Origin of the sequence: Streptomyces sp. NBC_00289 (assembly GCF_041435115.1) — a bacterium.
GTDB lineage: Bacteria > Actinomycetota > Actinomycetes > Streptomycetales > Streptomycetaceae > Streptomyces.
The window spans coordinates 5,746,554-5,767,195 of the sequence record NZ_CP108046.1; the positions used below are offsets into that span (position 1 = coordinate 5,746,554).

Annotated in this window: 14 protein-coding genes; 8 read left to right on the forward strand and 6 right to left on the reverse strand. The window is 71.7% G+C overall.

Annotated elements, in window-relative coordinates; translation table 11 throughout:
* The first annotated feature begins 62 nt into the window (after nucleotides 1–62).
* Nucleotides 63–1,253 carry a nuclear transport factor 2 family protein gene (locus tag OG985_RS26075; RefSeq protein ID WP_371670754.1) on the forward strand — a complete coding sequence of 397 codons (1,191 nt, stop codon included), beginning with the start codon at nucleotides 63–65 and terminating at the stop codon, nucleotides 1,251–1,253.
* 40 nt (nucleotides 1,254–1,293) lie between these two features.
* Here OG985_RS26075 and OG985_RS26080 read toward each other — a convergent pair whose 3' ends face one another.
* A complete protein-coding gene (locus tag OG985_RS26080) occupies nucleotides 1,294–2,061 on the reverse strand; it encodes a calcium-binding protein (RefSeq protein WP_371670755.1) in 768 nt (255 codons plus the stop codon).
* Between the two features lie 131 nt (nucleotides 2,062–2,192).
* Between OG985_RS26080 and OG985_RS26085 the strand changes: the two genes are divergently transcribed.
* The gene (locus tag OG985_RS26085; protein ID WP_371670756.1) at nucleotides 2,193–2,804 is read left to right on the forward strand and encodes a hypothetical protein; all 612 of its coding nucleotides are present in this window, start codon (nucleotides 2,193–2,195) and stop codon (nucleotides 2,802–2,804) included.
* 545 nt (nucleotides 2,805–3,349) lie between these two features.
* Here the strand turns inward: OG985_RS26085 and OG985_RS26090 are convergent.
* Entirely contained in the window at nucleotides 3,350–4,873 is a 1,524-nt protein-coding gene (locus OG985_RS26090; protein WP_371670757.1) for a CehA/McbA family metallohydrolase, read from the reverse strand.
* 220 nt (nucleotides 4,874–5,093) lie between these two features.
* On the opposite strand from OG985_RS26090, the gene OG985_RS26095 reads away from it, so the two are divergent.
* The 4 genes from OG985_RS26095 to OG985_RS26110 all read left to right on the forward strand — a co-directional run bounded on the left by OG985_RS26095 (nucleotide 5,094) and on the right by OG985_RS26110 (nucleotide 10,570).
* Complete coding sequence (locus tag OG985_RS26095; protein ID WP_371670758.1) at nucleotides 5,094–5,969, forward strand: LLM class F420-dependent oxidoreductase; 876 nt, start codon at nucleotides 5,094–5,096, stop codon at nucleotides 5,967–5,969.
* Between the two features lie 69 nt (nucleotides 5,970–6,038).
* Nucleotides 6,039–8,624 (forward strand): bifunctional FO biosynthesis protein CofGH, encoded by a 2,586-nt coding sequence (locus OG985_RS26100; protein ID WP_371670759.1) that lies wholly within the window; start codon nucleotides 6,039–6,041, stop codon nucleotides 8,622–8,624.
* 66 nt (nucleotides 8,625–8,690) lie between these two features.
* Nucleotides 8,691–9,257, forward strand: coding sequence for a hypothetical protein (locus OG985_RS26105; protein WP_371670760.1), 567 nt, complete (start codon nucleotides 8,691–8,693; stop codon nucleotides 9,255–9,257).
* Between the two features lie 197 nt (nucleotides 9,258–9,454).
* Complete coding sequence (locus OG985_RS26110; RefSeq protein WP_371670761.1) at nucleotides 9,455–10,570, forward strand: ADP-ribosylglycohydrolase family protein; 1,116 nt, start codon at nucleotides 9,455–9,457, stop codon at nucleotides 10,568–10,570.
* Nucleotides 10,571–10,609: 39 nt separating this feature from the next.
* On the opposite strand, the gene OG985_RS26115 is transcribed toward OG985_RS26110, so the two are convergent.
* Together OG985_RS26115 and OG985_RS26120 are read right to left on the reverse strand one after the other, a co-directional pair.
* Entirely contained in the window at nucleotides 10,610–12,187 is a 1,578-nt protein-coding gene (locus OG985_RS26115; protein WP_371670762.1) for a sodium:solute symporter family protein, read from the reverse strand.
* 160 nt (nucleotides 12,188–12,347) lie between these two features.
* Nucleotides 12,348–13,136: an SDR family oxidoreductase gene (locus OG985_RS26120; RefSeq protein WP_371670763.1), complete on the reverse strand. Its 789-nt coding sequence runs from the start codon at nucleotides 13,134–13,136 to the stop codon at nucleotides 12,348–12,350.
* A gap of 81 nt (nucleotides 13,137–13,217) precedes the next feature.
* On the opposite strand from OG985_RS26120, the gene OG985_RS26125 reads away from it, so the two are divergent.
* Nucleotides 13,218–14,057 carry a hypothetical protein gene (locus OG985_RS26125; protein ID WP_371670764.1) on the forward strand — a complete coding sequence of 280 codons (840 nt, stop codon included), beginning with the start codon at nucleotides 13,218–13,220 and terminating at the stop codon, nucleotides 14,055–14,057.
* A 69-nt stretch (nucleotides 14,058–14,126) separates the two neighbouring features.
* Here OG985_RS26125 and OG985_RS26130 read toward each other — a convergent pair whose 3' ends face one another.
* Both OG985_RS26130 and OG985_RS26135 read right to left on the reverse strand, forming a co-directional pair.
* Complete coding sequence (locus OG985_RS26130; protein ID WP_371670765.1) at nucleotides 14,127–16,304, reverse strand: MFS transporter; 2,178 nt, start codon at nucleotides 16,302–16,304, stop codon at nucleotides 14,127–14,129.
* A 206-nt stretch (nucleotides 16,305–16,510) separates the two neighbouring features.
* Complete coding sequence (locus OG985_RS26135; protein WP_371670766.1) at nucleotides 16,511–19,354, reverse strand: D-alanyl-D-alanine carboxypeptidase; 2,844 nt, start codon at nucleotides 19,352–19,354, stop codon at nucleotides 16,511–16,513.
* Between the two features lie 221 nt (nucleotides 19,355–19,575).
* Between OG985_RS26135 and OG985_RS26140 the strand changes: the two genes are divergently transcribed.
* Nucleotides 19,576–20,331 carry a GPP34 family phosphoprotein gene (locus OG985_RS26140; protein ID WP_371670767.1) on the forward strand — a complete coding sequence of 252 codons (756 nt, stop codon included), beginning with the start codon at nucleotides 19,576–19,578 and terminating at the stop codon, nucleotides 20,329–20,331.
* The last annotated feature ends 311 nt before the right edge of the window (nucleotides 20,332–20,642 follow it).

The window sequence follows — 20,642 nt, forward strand, 5'->3', positions numbered from 1 at the left end:
CACTTCGGAGGGCCGCGTTGTCGTACCGGTGAGGACGACGACAAGACGGAGAGGCAACTCTGATGAACGACTTCCAGGCCATCGCGGACCGCGTCGAGATCGAGGCACTGCGCGGCGAGTTCACCGACGCGGCGATGATGCGCGACCGGCCGCGCCTGGCCTCGCTGTTCACACCGGACGGTGCCCTGCGCATGCCCAACATCCCCGTCGAGCAGGTCGGCCGGGAGGAGATCCGTGCCGGGGGCGAACGGCTGCAGAGCCAGTGGGACTTCTTCGTCCAGACCACACACCCCGGCACGATCCTGCTCGACGGCGACACCGCGACCGGCCGCGCCTACATCCAGGAACTCGCGCGCACCCTCGACGGGCGCCAGGGCCTGAACTACGCCGTCTACCACGACCGTTACCAGCGCACAGAGGAAGGCTGGAGGTTCGCCGAGCGGGTGTACGAGGTCAGGTACCTCGACACCTCCCCACTGGCCGGCACGGCTCCCCACGCGGAGCGGGCCGCCGGAACCGACCCGGCGGACGCCACGGCCAACCCGGCAGTCCCCGCGGAAGCTACGACCAGCCCGGCAGTCCCCGCGGATGCCACGGCCACCCCCACAATCCCCGCGGACGTCACGGCGATCCCGGATCCGGTCGCCTCCTTCGCCGAACCGGCATCGGCCGAACGACTGGAGCGGGTGGCCGCCGCGCTGCGCGCCAACGGCTTCGCCGCCGAGATCCTCGACGACGCCGCGGCCGCGCGCGCCCGCGTCAAGGACCTGGTCCCCGAGGGCGCCGGCGTGTTCACCGGAGCCAGCGAGACCCTCCGGCTGTCCGGCATCGACGAGGACATCAACACCGGCGGCCGGTACGACGCCATCAGGCCGCGCGTCCTGGCCATCGACCGTGCCACCGGTGCCGACGAGATCCGCAGGCTGTCCGCCGTCCCCGACTTCGTCGTCAACAGCGTCGCCGCCGTCACCGAGACCGGCTCGCTCGTCCTCGCCTCGGGCAGCGGCAGCCAACTCCCCGCCAACGCGGGCGGCGCCGCCCACGCGATCTGGGTCGTCGGCGCGCAGAAGGTGGTGCCCGACCTGCGCACAGCGCTGCGCCGCGTCGAGGAGTACGCCCTCGTACTGGAGAACGTCCGCGCCCAGGCGGTGTACGGGATGCCCAGCGCCGTCAACCGCCTGCTCGTCCTCAACGCGGAACCGCGCCCAGGACGCGGCACCGTGCTGCTTCTCCGAGAGGCCATCGGATACTGAGCCGGCCCAGGGCGTCCCGGGGCAGTACACCGCCGTACACCTAGCGGACCTCGACCCGGTCGCCCTGAGACGTCACCCCGGTGGCGACGGTGTTGTGGGTGAACCGCCAGCGCCAGGTGCCCGTCGCGTTCGCGGTGACCGTCGTACGCAGCTTGCCCGCGCTGTCGGTGGTGACCGTTCTGACGTTCTTGAAGGTGTCGGTGCGGGACTTGCGGAACTGGAGGATCACGGACTTGCCCGCGTAGCCGTCGTAGACGCCGGTGTCCCAGTCGGCCCGCCGGAGTGAGCCTGTGACGGTGAGCTTTCCGCCCTTGTCGACCGGCTCGGGTGCGGCCTGGGCACTCTCCATCCTGGTGTGCCGCTTGACGCTGAACGGTGCGCCCGGCGACAGGTGGTGGAAGTCGCCGTCGTGGGCGACGGCCTTGGCCCTGAAGTGCCACAGACCCGCCGCGCTGTTGCGCAGATCCTGTGCGTCCGTGCCGTCCGGCGAGAGCGGGAAGCTGTAGGCGCACCGCATGGTGGTCGCGCTCTGTACGGTGCACTCGTTTCGGGTGGGACGGATGACGAGCCCGTCGGGGCCCACCACCTTGGGGCCGATGACGCTGTCGATCCCGGAGTCGTCCGTGGCGGTCACCGTGACGCCGACCGACGTCCCGAGCGTGGCACCGACGGCGGTGGTCGGCTTGGAGACGGCGACGGACGTGATACGGGCGTCTCCCGCGGTCGTGTCGGCGCGGGCGCCGGGCGCCACGGCGGCGAGAACGACCAGAGGAGCGACGGTGAGGACGGCCGCGTAGGGCTTGCGCATGGTTCTCCCGGAAACGAGGGACCGGATCACGGCCCGGATGTGGGGGAGACCCGCGAGGACGTCACCGAGTTGTACGGACGCTCATCCGGGCATCGGAATCCCTTGTTCGGAGTAGCTGGGAAGATGCGTCGGTGAGCCACTTCTCCTACTCGCCCACCGGTCCCGGTCGTGACCGCGAACCTCCACCGCAGCCCAGGCCGGCCGATCCCGGCCGGTGGCCGAAGCTGGAGGCGGCGCTCGCCGTGGTCAACCGTGACGTGACGGCGACCCTGCCGGACCAGGACGCCCTGATCCTGATGCTTGCCCCGTCCCGGGAGTCCCCGCCCGGCAGCGGGGCCGACGGCGATCAGATCTACGTGGCGATGCCGGACGGCCGCTGGCAGGGCAACGCGGTGAACGCGAGTGATGTGGAGGCCGGAGACCCGCCGGAGCCGGACGACGCGACCACGGTCCTGACCGTGGTCGCGGGGGCGGCGCAGGAGACCGTCATGGAGTTGCTGTGGCAGGCGTGGCCGGTCTGCCGGGAGCACAAGACCGGAATGCATCCGCGCCCGCCCGGGACCACGGCGGACTGGTACCCGGACCGCACGGACGCGGCCGCCCCACCGGTGTGGTGGTGCCGGGGCGGCCGGACCGGCGAATGCCACGACGTCGCCGAGGTGGGCAAGCTGACAGCCACCCTGCCGGGCAAGCAACGGCGCGAACTGCGGCGCGGGGAGCGCAAAGAGGACGGCCGCCGCTAAATGACGACGGCCGTAGACAACCACGCGTTACGGTCGGCACCGACCAGCTGATCGAGGAGGCGCCCCCCATGGCTGTCCGTTCCCCCCGCGGACATGGACCCGCACGTCCCGCCCGGCTTCGCCGACCCGGGACCGCCGCCTCCACTGGAAGCCGAGAGCGGCCGAGGCCTCCACCTGGTCCGGGCCTGCGCGGCGTGGCCGGGCTGTCGCCCACCGCCTTCAGGAACGGCTCCACCGTCTCTGGTGGCATGGCCCAGCCCCACAGCCGGATGGGGAGGTGTGCAGAGGGGTCGTCGCCGTTCTCCGACGAGCCGCCGCTGTCCCTTTCGGCCCACCAGTGGCCATGGGGAAACATCTCCAGCAGCGGTGACAGGGACTCCGCCGAGGAGACCACCGCCTCGAAATCGACTTCGAGGTCCCTGAGATCGGCGATCTCCAGCAACCGCTCGACAACCCCCAGCCCTTCCGAAAGATCCGACGTCCGCAGAATGGGCTGCGCATACGAGTTGGACATGGCCGGTCAGTCTGCCACCGGCCAACTCCCGCTAGCGACCGAGAAACACCGGGTTCGTGAACGCCGCCAACGCTCCCGGCGACGGGCCCGCCGCCACCTCGTGCCGCAACTCCGCCCGTACGTAAGCCGCGTAGGCCGGAGTCGTCCGCCACTCCGCGACGCCCGTGCCCGACACCGGGAGCGGGGGGCTCGTGAACAGGACGCCCTGGTCCGTCACGAAGCGGATCGTGCAGCGTGGGGCGCCTGAGACCTCCAACCGCACCGTCACCGGCGTGTCCCGGGAGACCTCCAACCGGTCGCCGACGCCCGCCTGTTCGCCCCGGCCGCCTGTCGCCGTCATCGACAGCGACACCCGCGACGACTCCGCGACATACGACCGTCCCGCCCGGATCCCCTCCAGGATCGCCTCCCGCGTCAGGTCGTCGGCCAGGACCACCGTCTGGGGGAGCCCCACCGTGTCCGGGTCGCGGTGGGCGTCGCTGTTGCCCATCGCCGGGATCCAGTCCCGGCCGCCCTCGCGCGTGGACGCGACCAGCATGCTGTCCCAGTCGGCCAACGCGACCTCGTCGTCCGGGGTGTACGGCCCGTTCCACACCTCGACCGCGTCCGCCTCGGAGAAGCCGAACTTCCAGTTGCAGCCGATGCAGGTGGCGTGCGGGTGGGCCGGGACCACCAGGCCGCCGGCGTGGCGGATCCGGCGGGCGAAGCGGCCGAAGCGGTTGTCGCGGGCCCGGTAACGCCAGTCCACGAACGTCCCCGGGTCCGTGCCCAGCGCCAGCACATGGCCGTTACGGGTGGTGATCTCCTCGCCCAGCATGACCAGGAGGTCGTCGCCGGCCACGTCCGCCCAGTGCGCGTGCCCCGCGTTCGTGTTGTGCTCCGAGGTGTTGACGAAGTCCAGGCCCGCCGCCCGGGCGAGGGCCGCGATCTCCGCCGGGGTGCGGCGGCCGTCCGAGTGCCAGGAGTGCAGGTGGCAGTCGCCCCGGTACCAGGCCCGGCCCCGCCCCTTGGCGCGCGTCGGCGGATACACCGGAGGTACGGCCGCGCCCGGCTCGCCGTGGGTCAGCGTGACCGTGATCTCGTACGACAGGCCCTGCGGGGCGACCGTGTACGGGCCCAGCGCGATGTGCCAGGTGCCCTCCCGCACCGGGCCGGGGAGGTATCCCGGCGTCGCCTCGTCCGCGCGGAGGAAGAACTCCGTGCGCGCCCCGCCCGACCAGCCCCGGAAGCCCCGGCCGCCCAGGTCCGTGCCGCGCTCGTCGAAGATGCCGATGTCGAGCGCGTTGCCCGCGGTGCCGGCCGGGACGGACGGCCTGTCGTAGGTGTACGCGACCTTGATCTCCCGTACACCGGACGGGACTTCGACGGGTACGTACACGAAGTCCGGGGAGCCGGTGGGCAGGGTGCCGCGCACCGTCCTCGTCTCCTGGCCGCCGGCGCGGCCGGCCGCTGACGCGAAGCTCACGCTTCCCAACGTAAGCGCGGCGGCGGCGCCCGTCACGAACAACGCGCGTCTGCCCGGGCCGGAGGTCCCGCCGTGGTCGTCCTCGCACATGCTGCTGCTCCCAGGGTGTCGTGAGTGACAGGGCGTGGGTGGTGCAGTGGTGGTGGAGCGGTGGCGCTCTGGTCGCGCGTTCAACCCTGGTATTCAGGCGTGAACCGCCGTGGGTGAAAAGGGGGACGGCGGATTGCGGAAAGGAACCGGCCGCACGGTGTGAATACGATGCCGACCAGTCGGTATCGACAGATGGGGCGCGCCCCGGTACAGATGGGTCATGCGTATCTCCGTGACGATCTTCCTCACCGACGAGACGATCACCCCCACCCGGCTCGCCCGTGAGCTGGAGCAGCGGGGCTTCGCCGGGCTCTACCTGCCCGAGCACACCCACATCCCGGTCGAGCGCACCAGCCCCTACCCGGCGGGCGGCGAGCTGCCGCCCGAGTACGGCCGTACGCTCGACCCCTTCGTCGCGCTCGGCCAGGCGGCCGCCGTCACCGAGGGTCTCGGCCTCGGCACCGGCATCACGCTCGTCGCCCAGCACGACCCGATCGGCCTCGCCAAGCAGATCGCGACCCTGGACCACCTGTCCGGCGGGCGCTTCACCCTCGGCCTGGGCTTCGGCTGGAACGTGGAGGAGGCCGCCGACCACGGTGTGGAGTGGCGGACCCGGCGTGAACTCGTACGGGACCGGATGGGTCTGATGCGGGCGTTGTGGAGTGATGAACCGACCGCCTACGACGGCGAGTTCGGGAGCGTCCGGGCCAGCACCGCCTATCCCAAGCCGGTCCAGAAGCCGCGCGGTCCGGTCGTCGGTCCGCGCACGCTCGTCGGCGGGGCGGCCGGTCCGAAGCTGTTCGCGCACATCTGTGAGTACGCCGACGGGTGGCTGCCGATCGGCGGGCGCGGCCTGTCCGAGTCGCTGCCCCTGCTGCGCGCCGCATGGGCCGACGCGGGCCGTGACCCGGCCGGCCTCCAGGTCGTCCCGTACGCCGTCCAGCCGAGCCCCGGCAAGCTCGCCCACTACGCCGAGCTCGGCGTCGAGGAGACCGTCGTACAGCTGCCGCCGGCGGGGGAGGCGGAGGTGCTGCGCCTGCTGGACGCGTACGCGCCCTTCATCGGTGGAGGCGACGGTTCCGCGCGCGCGGTGTGACGAACGGCCGTCGGGGACAAAACGGGCAGCGCCTGCCTGTCCTGATCACCTCGCTCGTATGCTCGAAGGATGACGACCTCCGCGACCACCGGAACCGGCCCCACCGAGAACTCCATGCGTCGCGCCCTGAAACGGGCCCGGGACGGCGTCGCGCTCGACGTCGCCGAGGCGGCGGTGCTCCTGCAGGCACGCGGCGAGGCCCTCGACGACCTCGCCGCGTCGGCCGCCCGGGTGCGGGACGCGGGCCTGGAGGCGGCCGGCCGGCCCGGGGTCATCACGTACTCGAAGAGCGTCTTCATCCCCCTCACCCGGCTGTGCCGGGACAAGTGCCACTACTGCACCTTCGTGACCGTGCCGGGCAAGCTGCGCCGGGCCGGCCACGGGATGTTCATGTCGCCGGACGAGGTGCTCGACGTGGCCCGTCGCGGCGCCGCCCTCGGCTGCAAGGAAGCCCTGATCACCCTCGGCGACAAGCCCGAGGACCGCTGGCCCGAGGCACGCGAGTGGCTCGACGCGCACGGCTACGACGACACGATCGCCTACGTCCGCGCCATCTCCATCCGCATCCTGGAGGAGACCGGGCTGCTGCCCCACCTCAACCCCGGCGTGCTGAGCTGGACCGACTTCCAGCGGCTCAAGCCCGTCGCCCCGTCCATGGGCATGATGCTGGAGACGACCGCGACCCGGCTGTGGTCCGAGCCCGGCGGCCCGCACCACGGCTCCCCGGACAAGGAACCGGCCGTACGGCTGCGCGTCCTGGAGGACGCCGGCCGCTCCTCCGTGCCCTTCACCTCCGGCGTCCTGATCGGGATCGGTGAGACGTTCGAGGAACGCGCCGAGTCCCTGTTCGCGCTGCGGAAGGTCTCCCGGGCCTACCACGGCATCCAGGAACTGATCATCCAGAACTTCCGCGCCAAGCCGGACACGGCCATGCGCGGCATGCCGGACGCCGAACTCGACGAGCTCGTCGCGACGGTCGCGGTGGCCCGGCACATCATGGGCCCGAGCGGCTGCATCCAGGCACCGCCGAACCTGGTCGACGCCGAGTACGAGCGGCTCATCGGCGCCGGCATCGACGACTGGGGCGGGGTCTCCCCGCTGACCATCGACCACGTCAACCCCGAGCGCCCCTGGCCGCAGATCGAGGAGCTCGCCGCGAAGTCCGCGGCGGCCGGGTTCGAGCTGCGCGAACGGCTCTGCGTGTACCCCGAGTTCGTCACCCGGGGCGAGCCCTGGCTGGACCCGCGGCTGCTGCCGCATGTCCGGGCGCTCGCCGACCCGGAGACGGGGCTCGCCCGGCCGGACGCGGTGGTCGAGGGCCACCCGTGGCAGGAGCCGGAGGAGGCGTTCACCTCCTCCGGCCGTACGGATCTGCACGCGTCGATCGACACCGAAGGCCGTACGTCCGACCGCCGCGACGACTTCGACGAGGTGTACGGCGACTGGGCCGCCCTGCGCGAGGCGGCCGTGCCCGGCATGGTTCCGGAGCGCATCGACACCGACGTACGGGACGCGCTGCGCACCGCGGCAGACGACCCGACGCGGCTGACGGACGCCGAGGCGCTCGCCCTGCTGCACGCGGACGGCCCGGCGCTGGACGCCCTCACGCGGATCGCCGACGACGTGCGGAAGTCGGTGGTGGGCGACGACGTCACCTACATCGTCACGCGGAACATCAACTTCACGAACGTCTGCTACACCGGCTGCCGCTTCTGCGCCTTCGCGCAGCGCCGCACCGACGCCGACGCGTACACGCTCTCCCTGGACCAGGTCGCGGACCGGGCGGAGCAGGCCTGGGAGGTCGGCGCGGTCGAGGTGTGCATGCAGGGCGGCATCCACCCGGACCTGCCGGGCACGGCGTACTTCGACATCGCGAAGGCCGTGAAGGAGCGGGTGCCGGGCATGCACGTGCACGCCTTCTCGCCGATGGAGGTCGTCAACGGCGCGACCCGCACCGGCCTGTCCATCCGCGAGTGGCTGACGGCGGCGAAGGAGGCCGGTCTCGACTCCATCCCCGGCACGGCGGCGGAGATCCTCGACGACGAGGTCCGCTGGATCCTGACCAAGGGCAAGCTGCCGACGGCGACCTGGATCGAGGTCGTCACGACCGCGCACGAGCTGGGCATCCGCTCGTCGTCCACGATGATGTACGGGCATGTGGACCAGCCCCGCCACTGGCTCGGCCACCTGCGCACGCTGGCCGGCATCCAGCAGCGGACCGGCGGCTTCACGGAGTTCGTCACGCTGCCCTTCATCCACACGAACGCGCCGGTCTACCTGGCGGGCATCGCGCGCCCGGGCCCGACGATGCGGGACAACCGGGCGGTCACGGCGATGGCCCGGCTGCTGCTCCACCCGTACATCCCCAACATCCAGACCAGCTGGGTGAAACTCGGCACGGAGGGCGCGGCGGAGATGCTCCGCTCGGGAGCCAACGACCTGGGCGGCACACTGATGGAGGAGACGATCTCGCGGATGGCGGGCTCGTCCTACGGCTCGTACAAGTCGGTGAAGGACCTGATCGCGGTGGCGGAGGCGGCCGGACGCCCGTCGAAGCCGCGCACGACCCTCTACGGACCGGTGCCGGAGGAACGGCAGCGGGCGGCGACGGTGTCGGACGGTCATCTGCCCGAGCTGTTGCCGGTGCTGGACTGACCGACAGGGCAGTCACAGTACGATGATCGGACCCCCGTGTGGAGGGGTCCGTAACTGAGGAGATGCGTGCCCGTGTCTGCCCGACTTCCCTCGTGGGCCTGGGTGTCCGGCCTGACGGTGGGAGCGATAGCGGCCGTCGTCGTCCTGGCAACGCAGGCGGACCGCGGGGCCCACCCCGTCGCCACCGCCGCGCGGCCCAGCGCCTCGGCGTCCACGGGCGCGCATCCCAAGCCGACCAGGAGCGCGGCCCCGGCCGCCGTGCCCAAGGACTCCGGAACCGGGCGCCGCATCGTCTACTCCCTCGGCCAGAAGCGGCTGTGGCTGGTCGACGCGAGCGACGCGTCCCGCCGCACCTTCACGGTCTGGCCCGGCACGGTCAGCCCGGACCCCGGCTCGTACACGGTGTCGCTGCGCCGGGACGCCATCACGGGTTCCGACGGCGTGAAGATCGAGCACGTCGTGTACTTCGGCGCCAAGTCCGGCGTCAACTTCGCCTTCTCCAACGCCCTGGACGGCTCCTCACCCCCACCGGCCGCGAACGTCCAGACGGGCGGCATCCGCATGCGCAAGGCGGACGGCACGGCCCTGTGGACCTTCGGCTCGACGGCCACCAAGGTGAGGGTGGTCGAGTAGCGGGCGCGACGAGCCCTCCGGTCGGGCGTCGCGGCGACCCGCGACGGGCCCGGTCGAGCCTCGCGGAGACACGCTTCGATCGTTCGTGACCAGTCCGGGCACACTTCGCATATCAATCCGCGCCCAGAACCGACCGTCCCCGTTCGATTACAGTGCTGAGCTGTCGGGCGCGCGGGCGATGGGTCAGGGAGGTCTTGGTGGGTGCGACAGCCGGGCCCGTCTGGGGGCGTGCCGAGCAGCAGGACTTCCGCAGCCGGGTGCGCGGGACCCTGCTCGGGGCGGCCGTCGGGGACGCGCTGGGCGCGCCGGTCGACGGGCTGGACCTCGACGCCATCCGGGAGGCGCACGGCGCCGAGGGCGTGGTGGACCTGGCCCCCGCCTACGGGCGGCGCGGCGCCGTCACGCATCTCACCCAGCTCACCCTCTTCACCGTCGACGGGCTCATCCGCGCCCAGGTCCGCCGGGACACCGGCGCCTGGCATCCGCCGACCGATCTGCACCGGGCGTATCTGCGCTGGGCCGCCACGCAGCGCGACTGGGGCCCCGACGAGCGCCGCAAGGAAGACGGGTGGCTGGCACGCGAGGAGTGGCTGTACGCGCGCCGGGACCCGTCGCGGGCCCTGCTGCTCGGGCTCGGGGACGAGACCATGGGGACCCTCGACGCGCCCAAGAACCCCGGTGCGGCCGGACCCGAGGCGGTCGCCCGGTCCGCGCCCTTCGGGCTGCTCGTCGGATGGGAACCGCAGCTCGTCGTGCAGCTCGCCGTGGAGTGCGCCGCGCAGACCCACGGGCATCCCACCGCCTACCTGTCGGCGGGCGCGTACGCCGTGATCGTGCACGCGCTGGCCTGCGGCGAGGACCTCGACGGGGCCGTGCAGCGGGCGCTCGCCCTGCTCGCCGGACGGGCCGGAAACCCGCCGGTCTCGGACGCCCTGCAGCACGCGCTGGGCGCGGTACGGCAGGGGATGCCCTCTCCGGCCCGGGTCGAGGAGCTCATCGCGGGCGGTACGGCGGAGGGGCTGCTGGCCGCCGCCGTGTACTGCGCGCTCGTCGGCGAGGACGTACGGCACGGGCTGCGCCTGGCCGTGAACCACGAGGGGCCGTCCGCCGCCGCGGGTGCCCTGACCGGCGGCCTCCTCGGTGCCCTGTACGGCGAGACGGCCCTCCCGCCGGCCTGGCTGGCCGAGCTGGAGGGCCGTCCCACGCTGCTGGAACTGGCGGACGACTTCGCGATGGAGATGACCCAGGGTCCCGCGTTGCACGGTCCGGCGGGGTCGTCCCCCGGGTGGCTGGCGCGCTACCCGAGGGCCTGACCCCCCTGTCCCGGAGCCGGCACCACCTGCCCGAAGGGCTCAGTCCTTCACCGGTGTCCTGACCGCCGCGTCCTCCGGCTCGCCCGCCGGAGTCGGGATCGCGGCGGCTGCCGTACCGTCCCCGTCGGTGTTGACGCGTTCGATGACCGCCAGCCGCTCCGGGGTGTCCTCCGGCTTCAGGAAGCCGACGAGGATGTACAGGACCAGGGACACGGCCAGGGGTACGGACACCTGGTACTGGAGCGGGACTCCGCCGTCGACGTTCCAGCTGATCGGGTAGTTGACCAGCCAGAAGGCCAGCAGTCCCAGCGCCCAGCTGGTGAGCGCGGCCGTCGGTCCGGAGCGGCGGAACGGGCGGAGCAGGCCCAACATCATCGGGATCGCGATCGGGCCCATCAGACCGGCGACCCACTTGATGACGACGGTGATGATGTCCTTGAAGGCGGGGGAGTTGACCTGCGTGGCCACCGCCATGGACAGGGCGAGGAAGACCACCGTGGTCACGCGGGCCGCGATCAGGCCGGACCGTTCGCCCCAGCCCCGGGCCCGGGACGACACCACCGGCGCCACGTCACGGGTGAAGACGGCGGCGATCGCGTTGGCGTCGGAGGAGCACATGGCCATCGTGTGGGAGAAGAAGCCGACGATGACCAGGCCCAACAGGCCGTGTGGCAGCAGCTGTTCGGTCATCAGGCCGTAGGAGTCCGAGCCGTCCGGCTTCTGTGCGTGGACCAGCAGCGGGGACATCCACATCGGGAAGAACAGGACCACCGGCCAGACCAGCCACAGCGCCGCCGACAGCCGCGCCGACCGCTCGGCCTCCTTCGCGCTGCCCGTCGCCATGTAGCGCTGGGCCTGGTTGAGCATGCCGCCGTTGTACTCGAAGAGCTTGATGAAGAGGAAGGCCAGCAGAAAGACCGTGGTGTACGGGCCGACCAGCGGCTTGCCGTGGCCCTGCAGGGCGGGCTCGTCCCACGCCCCGAAGAACCCGATGCCCTTGTCGTTCAGCTTCAGCACCACCGCGACGAACATCGCGACGCCGGCCAGCAACTGGATGACGAACTGGCCGAGTTCGGTCAGCGCGTCCGCCCACAGACCGCCGATCGTGCAGTAGATGGCGGTGATCGCACCGGTGATGAGGATGCCCTGGTTGAGGGAGATGCCCGTGAAGACGGACAGCAGCGTGGCGATCGCGGCCCACTTCGCGCCCACGTCCACGATCTTCAGCAGCATGCCGGACACGGCAAGGGCCTGCTGGGTCTTGAGGTCGTAGCGGTTCTTCAGGTACTCCAGGGGCGACGCCACGTGCAACCGCGACCGGAGGCGGTTGATGCGCGGGGCGAACAGCTTGGAGCCGATGGCGATGCCCAGCGCGATGGGGAAGGACCAGGTGATGAAGGAGGTGACGCCGTAGGTGTAGGCGATGCCCGCGTACCCGGTGAACATCACCGCGCTGTAGCCCGACATGTGGTGCGAGATGCCGGACAGCCACCACGGCATCTTGCCGCCGGCCGTGAAGAAGTCGCTGACGTTGTCGACGCGCTTGTGCGACCACACGCCGATCGCCACCATCACACCGAAGTAACCGATGAGCACGGCCCAGTCGAGACTGTTCATGCGCCCCCTTCCAGAGTCCGCCGCCAGGGTCAGGCATGTGAACTCTGGGTTGGGTGGCATGGGCAGGGCAAGGAAGGGGTAAGTAAAGGGAGCGTAAAATAGTTCTGTGCGGTGACTCGCGTCTATGTATGTGAACTAGACGAGTGGCTGAAAAGTACGGTCAGCGCATCAGCTCCCCAGCGTTGACCAGCAACGACTGTCCCGTGATGGCCCGCGCCCGGTCCGAGGCCAGGAACACCGCCGCGTCCGCCACGTCCCCGTCCGTCGCCAGCTCGGGCAGCGCCATCCGCCCGGTCAGCCGTTCCAGCACCTCGGCCTCCGGCACGCCCTCGGTGTGGGCCGTGAACTGCACGTACGCCTGCACCGGCGGACCCCACATCCAGCCGGGCAGCACGGTGTTGACCCGGATACGGTGCGGCCCGAGCTCCCGCGCCAGCGAGTACATGGCACTGGTCAGCGCCCCCTTGGAGGCCGCGTACGCCGCCTGCCGCACCTGCGACGGGGCGGCCACCGCCGACTGCGTCCCGATGAACACGACCGAGCCCTCGCAGCTCTTCAGCGCCGGCAGACACGCCCGCGTCATCCGCAGCGTGCCCAGCAGGTTCACGTCGATCACCGACAGCCAGGTCGCGAAGTCCGCGTCCTCGACGCCGCCGAAGTGGGAGTCCCAGGCCGCCACATGCACCACGGCGTCGATCCGCCCGAACCGCTCCCGCGCCAGCGCCGCCAGCGCCTCGCACTGCCCCTCGTCGGTGATGTCGGTCGCCCGGTACGCGGTGTGGGCCCCGTCCGGATCGATCTCGGCCGCGCTCTTCGCGAGGTTCGCCTCGGTCCGCGCCCCCAGCACGGCGTTCCCGCCGTCGCGTACGACGGCCGCCGCGACCTGATGGCCGAGTCCGGCGCCGACTCCGGAGACGACGACGGTCCTGCCCGCGAGTAGTGCTGACATCGGGTACCTCCCGGCTCTGGTGCTGCATCTGACGGTCCGTCAGAGTAGGAGCGACCGCAGCATGACGGAAGGGGAGCGCCCATGTCCGATGCCACCCGCAGTGGCGTGTACGCCGAGCTCGCCGCCGTGGGCCCGTACGGCGTCCGCCCCGGCCACGCGCTCATCACGATGGTCGAACCGCACCCGGGCCACGAGTACGCGTACAACCGCTGGTACGAGGACGACCACTACTACGCCGGCGCGATGGCCATGCCCTGGATGTACGCCGGCCGCCGCTGGGTGGCGACCCGGGACCTCCAACTCCTGCGCCGGCCCGAGAAGTCGGCGATCGCCCAGCCGGTCACCGCCGGCTGCTACCTCTCCACGTACTGGATCACCGACGGCCGCTACGACGACCACATGAAGTGGACGGTCGGCATCAACAAGCGCCTCAACCGAGACGGCCGCGTCTACCAGGACCGTACGCACGTCTTCACCGCGTTCCAGGACCACGAGGCGACCGTGTACCGCGACGGCGCTGCCGGACCCCGCGACTTCCACGCCCTCGACCACCCCTACGCCGGGCTCGTCCTCGAGGTGATCGACAGCGAGTCGTCCGAGCAGCGGGACGAGCTGCTGGAGTGGCTGCGGTCCCGGCACCTGCCCAAGCGGGTGGCGGGCACGCCGGCCGCGCTGGTGACCGTCTTCCGGCCCACCCCGCTGCCCGGCGACCGGATGACGTACGTCAAGCAGGTCGAGGGCGTCGGCACCCGGCTCACGCTGCTGTGGTTCCTGGAGACGGACCCGCGGGAGTGCTGGGAGGCCTGCTTCACCGGCCTCGACGAGGCGGTCACCGAGTCAGGGCTGGGCCGGACGGAACTGCTGGCGCCGTTCATCCCCACGATTCCGGGCACCGACACCTACGTGGACCGACTCCGCTGACACGGCGAGGGACCGGCCGCGCCGATCGGCTCGGCTCGTCCGGTCAGCGCACACCTTCGGCTCGTCCGGTCACTTCAGCTCGTCCGGGCAGGGCGTGCCCCGGGGCAGCGTGTACGGGGCCGCCAGCCGGTAGATCCCCGCCTTCGGCGCGATCAGCATGGTCCACTGGTCGCCCTCCGCGTCCTCCTCCGTCTCCAGCAGGCAGCCGTTGGCGTTGTCGTACGTCTTCGGCGTGCCCTCGGCCCGGTCCTTGGACGCCTCCGTCTCCTGCGGCGGCGCGAGCTTCTTGCCTTCGGCGTCGACGATGCTCAGCCACGGCGAGTACGGGATACGGATCAGGACGCGGCCCGCCTTCTGCACCTCCATCGTCATCTCGCCCTGCTCGGCGCGCTCGACGACGGCGTTGGGTTCGGCCAGCGGCGCCGGATCGGTCACCTGGAACAACTGCCAGTTCGCGTCGCCCCAGACCTGGTTCAGATACGACATGCCCCGCTGCACCAGCGCCCGCTCGCGCTCGCCGCCGCCGTTCCCGTCGGGCTCGTCCTTCGGCACCACCACGAAGTGCACCGCCCAGCGCTGCAGCCACTCGTGGTAGTTCGCCGAGTTGAGCGTGTCGTCGTAGAAGAGCGGGTTGCGCTCCATGTCGGCCTGCCGGTTCCAGCCGCGAGCCAGGTTCACGTAGGGGGCGAGGGCAGAGGCCTCGCGGTGGGAGCGGGCGGGGACGACCTCCACCCGGCCCTTCTCGGCGCCGACCTTCTGCAGTTCGTTGACGAGCGGTGCCAGCTCACGCGCCCAGGACGCCGTCGGCGTCGTGTGGATGATGTCGTCGACCGACTTGAAGCCGATCCAGCCGACGAAGCCGACGAAGGCCAGCACGACCGTGTACCACTTGCGCGACCGCGGCACCGTGAAGGGCAGCGCCGCCACCAGGGCCACCCCCGCGAACAGCATCCCCAGCCGCGAGATGTTGGACCCGATCTGCGAGCTGACCAGCCAGACCATGACGATCGAGAAGGCGTACACCCCGGCCGTGAGCCGGACCGTCCGCCACTCCTTGGGGACCAGGAACAGGACCAGGAGCGCGTACGACAGCGGCAGGATCACCGAGTAGATCGTCATCGGCTGGGTCCCGGAGAAGGGGAACGCCCAGGCCGACACCGCCACCACGGCCGCCGGGGCGAGGCCCAGCGCCCAGGCGCCCGGCCGCCGCTTCTGCAGGAACAGCGCCACCGCCACCAGGCCCACGAACAGGCCCGCGACCGGCGACGACATCGTCGCGAGCGCGGCCAGCGGAGCGGCGCACAGCGCCTTCGCCCAGCGTTTGTAGCGCCAGCGGTGCGGCCAGCAGAACACGACGGCGACGGCGCCCAGCGCGAAGACCGTGCCCAGACCGAAGGTCACGCGCCCCGAGGCCGCGTTGCACAGGAACGCGAGAACCCCCGCGAGGGAGGCCCACAGCGGGTTCCGCACCGAGCGGCTGCGCAACAGGATCATCGTCAGCAGCCCGGCCGAGATCGTCCCCGCGATCATCATCGTGGTCCGGACACCGAGCACCGACATCAGGTACGGCGAGACCACGCTGTACGACACCGGGTGCATACCGCCGTACCAGGCGAGGTTGTACGCCGAGTCCGGATGCCGGCCGACGAACTCGGCCCACGCGTCCTGCGCCGCGAGGTCGCCGCCACTGTTGGCGAAAGTGAAGAACCAAACGATGTGCAGCACACCGGACAGCGCGGTGATGGACAGGACGGGGTGCAGCAGCAGCCGCTCGCGCACCGCGAGCACGAACTCCCACGCCGCGGACCGCACCGAGCGGGGTCCACCGTCGCCCGGGGCACGCGCCTCGTCGGCGCGAGCGCTCCCCGGACGGTTCTCGTCCGCGTGAGCCCCGACCGCACCGGCCTCGGCCGGGCGAGCTTCGTCCGGGCCGGCGTCCTCGGTGCGCGCGCCGTCGGCGGGCTCGTTGTCAGCGGGCGCGCTGTCGGCGGGTGTGCCGTCCGCGCGCGGGTCGTCCGGGCGACGGTTGTCGGTACGAGCGCTGTCCGGGCGACGACTGTCACTACGAGCGCTGTCGGCGCGACCGTTGTCCGGACGAGCCGTGTCCGTCCGGGTGCCGCCCTTACGGGCGTTGTCCGTACGGCCGTGCTCGCGGCCCTTCGGTTCGGGCGCGGGCACGCGTATTCGTGAGCCGGCCCCCGATCCTGGATCGGCGTCGTCGGCGCGTGTCGGCTCCGCAGTGGCCACCTGAAGGTACTCCCCGTGGGGTCCGTGTTCTGTTCTCGGCCGCGTCCCGTTCCCCGCGCGTTGCCGGCCGCGTCCTGGCGGGCTCAGCGGCCCCGTCCCGTGAACGGCGGCCTGCCCCGTCTCGCGACGCTAGCACGCACCCCGCCGGGCGGAACCCCGGGAGGGGCCGACCGGCGGGGGTGCGCGGGCGCGTCACGGGCGCCGGCTCAGCCGACGCGCTTCAGCTTGTCCGTGAAGCCCGGTTCGACGAGTTCCTTCCCCAGAGTGACCGGCACCTTGACCGCGCCGCTCGCACCGTCACCGACGGTCAGCGTGCCGACCCTGGTTCCGGCCTTCGCGGTGTGCGGCACGTCGCCGGACGTGAAGGACAGCTTCACCTTCAGGCCGGCCCAGCCGACCGCCGCGACGTCCTTCGTGAGGACCACCGGGGTCCGGCCGCCGAGCCCGTCGTCCACGTACCCGACGACGTCGCCCTTCTTCAGGATCTTCGCCGACTTCAGGGCTTCCCGCGCGGCGAGCATCGCGGTCTTGCTGACGTCGTTCACGGTCTGGATGATCGGCGCCTTGTGCTGGCCGAGGATCGCGCCCACCACGGTCACCGTCTCACCGCCGACCTCCTTGGTGGCGGCGAACAGCAGGTTGCCGCCGGCCGCGGTGGTGGTGCCCGTCTTGAGGCCGATCGCCCCGTTGTAGGGGACCAGGTAGTTGTAGTTGTAGTGCTTCCGATCCGAGGGGTCGACCCACTGCCCCATGGACGTGATCGCCGTCAGTGCCGGGATCTTCACCAGCTCGTTGCCCAGCTTCACCTGGTCCTCGGCGGTGGAGACGGTGGTCTCCTTGAGGCCGGAGGCGTCCGTGTACGTCGTGTTCGTCATGCCGAGTTCCTTGGCGGTGGCGTTCATCTTCTTGATGAACGCCGCCTCGGTCCCCGAGTCCCAACGGGCCAGCAGGCGGGCGATGTTGTTGGCGGACGGGATCATGATGGCCGCCAGCGCCTGCTTCTCGGACAGCTTGTCGCCCTGCTTGACGCTGTTGAGGGTGGACTCGCCGTCCTTGTCGTAGCCGCCCTCCTTCTCGGCGGTCGCGTCGACCTCGATGGCGGGCCCCTCGGCGCCCGTCTTCAACGGGTGGTCCTTGAGGACGATGTACGCCGTCATGGCCTTGGCGACCGAGCCGATGGCGACCGGCGTCTGCTTGCCGAAGTCCCCCATCGTGCCGATGCCCTCGACGTCCATCCAGCCCTGGCCCTGGCTCGGCCACGGCAGGTCCACCTTGCTGCCGTCGAAGGCGTACGAGTCCTCGGCGGTCAGCGCGAGCGTCGGCGCCGGCAGCGGGCGCACGGCCTGTGCGATCGCGAACACGACCACCAGCAGCAGCACCAGCGGGGTCCAGATCTTGACCCGTCGGACGATCGTGCGGACCGGGGTCTCCGGCGGCGGCGGCGTGTTCGTCAGCTCCGCCAGCAGGTCCAGCGGCGGCCTCGGCGGCAACGGCTGCTGCGTGGTCCGCTCGGGGCCGAGCCGCGGGGTGACCGCCGTGGCGTCCGGCGCCGTGCCCGGCTTGCCGGTGGGCCTGGCGTCGGGCGTGCCGGACGGCGTGCCGGCGGGCGTGCGGTGCGGGGCGGAGGCGGGCTTGGGCTGCGCGGCCGGGCGCGGCTCGTCCAGCGGCTTGAGCGCGACGAACTTGCTGGTGCGCTCGGCCTCGGCCTCACGCTTGGGACCGGCCTTGGACTTGGCGTCGGGCTCGGAACCGGCTTCGGAACCGGCTTCGGGACCGGCTTCGGGACCGGCTTCGGGACCTGCCTTTGGCTTGGCGTCCTCCTTCGGCCTGGCGTCGTCCTTGGGCCCGGGGTCCTGCCTCGGCTTCGCGTCCTGCTTCGGCTTCGCGTCCTGCTTCGCATCGGCGTCGGCGGGCTTCGCGTCCCTCGGGGCCCGGGCCGCGTCGCTGAGCTTCAGCATGGTCGTGGGCTGGTCCACGGCGGGCGCGGACGGCGGCAGGGCCTTGAAGACGGCGGTGGGCTGGTCGACGGGCCGCTCGTCGGGCTCGGCGTCGGCCTCTTCAGTGGCGTCGGCCTTCGCGGCGTCCTCACCGGGCGTGTCGCGGGGCTCGTCGGCGGGTTCGTCGCGGGGCCCGACAGCGTCGGCGGGCTCGGCGTCGGCCTTCTCGGTGGCGTCGGCCTTCGCGGCGTCCTCGTCGGGCGTGTCGCGGGGCTCGTCGGCGGGCTCGTCGCGGGGCCCGACAGCGTCGGCGGGCTCGGACTCGTCCGTGTCGGCCTGGTCGTCCGCGTCCGCCTCGGAAGGCGCGTCAACGGCTCCCTGGGCGTCTGTCCCGGCGTCCGCCCCGCTGTCGGTCGTCTTGGGCGCGGCGTCGGCCTGCGGGGCCTCCACGGCGCCCTCAGCCTCCTCGACGGCCTCGGCGTCCGCCTCGGCGGCGTCCGCGTCTTCATCGTCGACGGTGCCGGCACCGCCACTGTCGGCCTTGCCGTCCGCCTCGTCGTCGGTCCCCGAGGTGTCGGCGTCCTCGGTGTCCTCGGCCGCGATCGCCGGCTTGTCGTCCGCCGACCGCACCCAGGCGGCCACGGCCTCTCGCAACCGCGCGTCACCCGTCACGGCACCCACGTCCTCGGAAGCCCCGGTGCTCTCCGGGGTTTCGGAAGCCGCCTCGCGCTCCTCCTCGGAGCGGGCGTCGGCGTCGGAGCCGGAGTTCGCGGCCTCGGCCTCGGTCTCCGCCCCGGACTCCCGGGCACCGTCCCGGGCCGCGTCCACCGCGTCCTCGACGCCGTCAGCCCGCTGGGCGTCCTCGGGGGCCTCGGCGTCGTCGGCGTTCCCGGTCGCCTCCGCGAGCTCCCGCACGGACAGCACCCTCGTCGCCGTATCGACGCCTCCGCGGGAGCGGGACACCGCCAGGCGAGGGTCGCGCTTCTCGCCTGCCGAGCCGCCCTCGCTCCTGGCTTCGGGAACCGGGCCCGCGCTCCCCGGCGTCGGTTCCGCCGACGACTCGCGCTGCTTCGACCTGTCGGGGGACTCGCCCGCCACCGATGCCTCCTCCATGCGCCGCACGCCCTCCGTGCGTCAACCGAACCGTGAACCGCCGCCCGGACACCGCCTCGTGGCGCTGTCCGAACCATGTACCAGTGTCCTGTGTGCGGGCTTGACCCAAGCGGTAGACGAGAACGACATACCTACTGGTTCCATTGCAAACAGGTCACGCACCCTCGACAGACCAATGTGAGAGGGGTCACCCTGTCATTCATCCACGCGGGGAGGCATGGATGGGCAGGAGCCGCAGAACCATTCCGGAAGAGCTTTTGCTTCTGGCGCTGGACCCGACCACGGGTACCACCGCACAGCCGCAGTCGCTCGACCTTGGTCTGGCCGGAGCACAGCTAGTGGAGCTGGCGCTGGCCGGACGGATAGCCCCAGACGGGGATCGTATCGCCGTGGTGTCCCCACGGCCGACCGGAGATCCGACTTTGGACTGCGCGTTGGAGTTGCTGCGAAGGCGCGGCGCTCCGGTTCGGGCCGTCCACTGGATTGGCGGGCCGCGTCTCGGGCTACGCCAGATTTACCTCTCGCATCTGGAGCGGTGCGGCATGGTGCATGCCGTGGCGGGCCAGATGTGCGGAGTGCTTCCGACGACTCGCTACCAGGCGACGGACACCGACATCAGCCGGGAGATCAAGGCCCGGCTGGACTCCGCGATCCGCACCGGCGTACCGCCGGACCCGCGGACCGCGGCGCTCGCCGCACTGGCGCACGCGGTCGGCCTCGGCAAGCACCTGTATCCGGGCAATGAGGGACGCTCGTCCCGCTCCCGGCTGCGGGACCTGATCAGGCACGACCCCATGGGCGGTCTCGTGGCGCACGCCGTGATGGACGTCCAGAACGGCGCGGCCGCACAGCCGCGCCGTAACCAGGCACCGGCCGGCCGGCAGGCCGCGCCCGGGGCCAGGTCCGCGCCGGAACCCGCTCGTGGTGTTCCGATGCAACCGCGCCACGGAAGCATGGTGCGTGCCGTGGCCCACTGAGCCGCAGTCCCACGGCAGCACCGCGACGCGGTTCGCGGGACCCGCATGACCCGGTAAGACCGCACGACCCGGTAAGACCGCACGACCCGCACCGCCGAGCATGGCCGAGCGCCGCACCGCAGTCCCCAAGACCGGTCCGGGAGCCGCTGGTCCGCGCGGGGCGACGGAACCGTACGTCCGGAAGACGACACGGTCCCGCCGCCCCGCGCGGCCGCATGTCCGCCCCCGGCACGCTTCTTCGTGCCCCGGCCGGCCCCGCACGCAGCGCATATCCCTCGTTTGCCAGCGGTAGAAAGCACCTTGGTGGCAGT

What these genes read in the sequence shown, in the direction of transcription:
- OG985_RS26120 (WP_371670763.1), bottom strand. Translation starts at nt 13,136, where the DNA reads ATGTCAGCACTACTCGCGGGCAGGACCGTCGTCGTCTCCGGAGTCGGC.
- OG985_RS26090 (WP_371670757.1), bottom strand. Translation starts at nt 4,873, where the DNA reads ATGTGCGAGGACGACCACGGCGGGACCTCCGGCCCGGGCAGACGCGCG.
- OG985_RS26135 (WP_371670766.1), bottom strand. Translation starts at nt 19,354, where the DNA reads ATGGAGGAGGCATCGGTGGCGGGCGAGTCCCCCGACAGGTCGAAGCAG.
- OG985_RS26115 (WP_371670762.1), bottom strand. Translation starts at nt 12,187, where the DNA reads ATGAACAGTCTCGACTGGGCCGTGCTCATCGGTTACTTCGGTGTGATG.
- OG985_RS26125 (WP_371670764.1), top strand. Translation starts at nt 13,218, where the DNA reads ATGTCCGATGCCACCCGCAGTGGCGTGTACGCCGAGCTCGCCGCCGTG.
- OG985_RS26095 (WP_371670758.1), top strand. Translation starts at nt 5,094, where the DNA reads ATGCGTATCTCCGTGACGATCTTCCTCACCGACGAGACGATCACCCCC.
- OG985_RS26140 (WP_371670767.1), top strand. Translation starts at nt 19,576, where the DNA reads ATGGGCAGGAGCCGCAGAACCATTCCGGAAGAGCTTTTGCTTCTGGCG.
- OG985_RS26100 (WP_371670759.1), top strand. Translation starts at nt 6,039, where the DNA reads ATGACGACCTCCGCGACCACCGGAACCGGCCCCACCGAGAACTCCATG.
- OG985_RS26080 (WP_371670755.1), bottom strand. Translation starts at nt 2,061, where the DNA reads ATGCGCAAGCCCTACGCGGCCGTCCTCACCGTCGCTCCTCTGGTCGTT.
- OG985_RS26075 (WP_371670754.1), top strand. Translation starts at nt 63, where the DNA reads ATGAACGACTTCCAGGCCATCGCGGACCGCGTCGAGATCGAGGCACTG.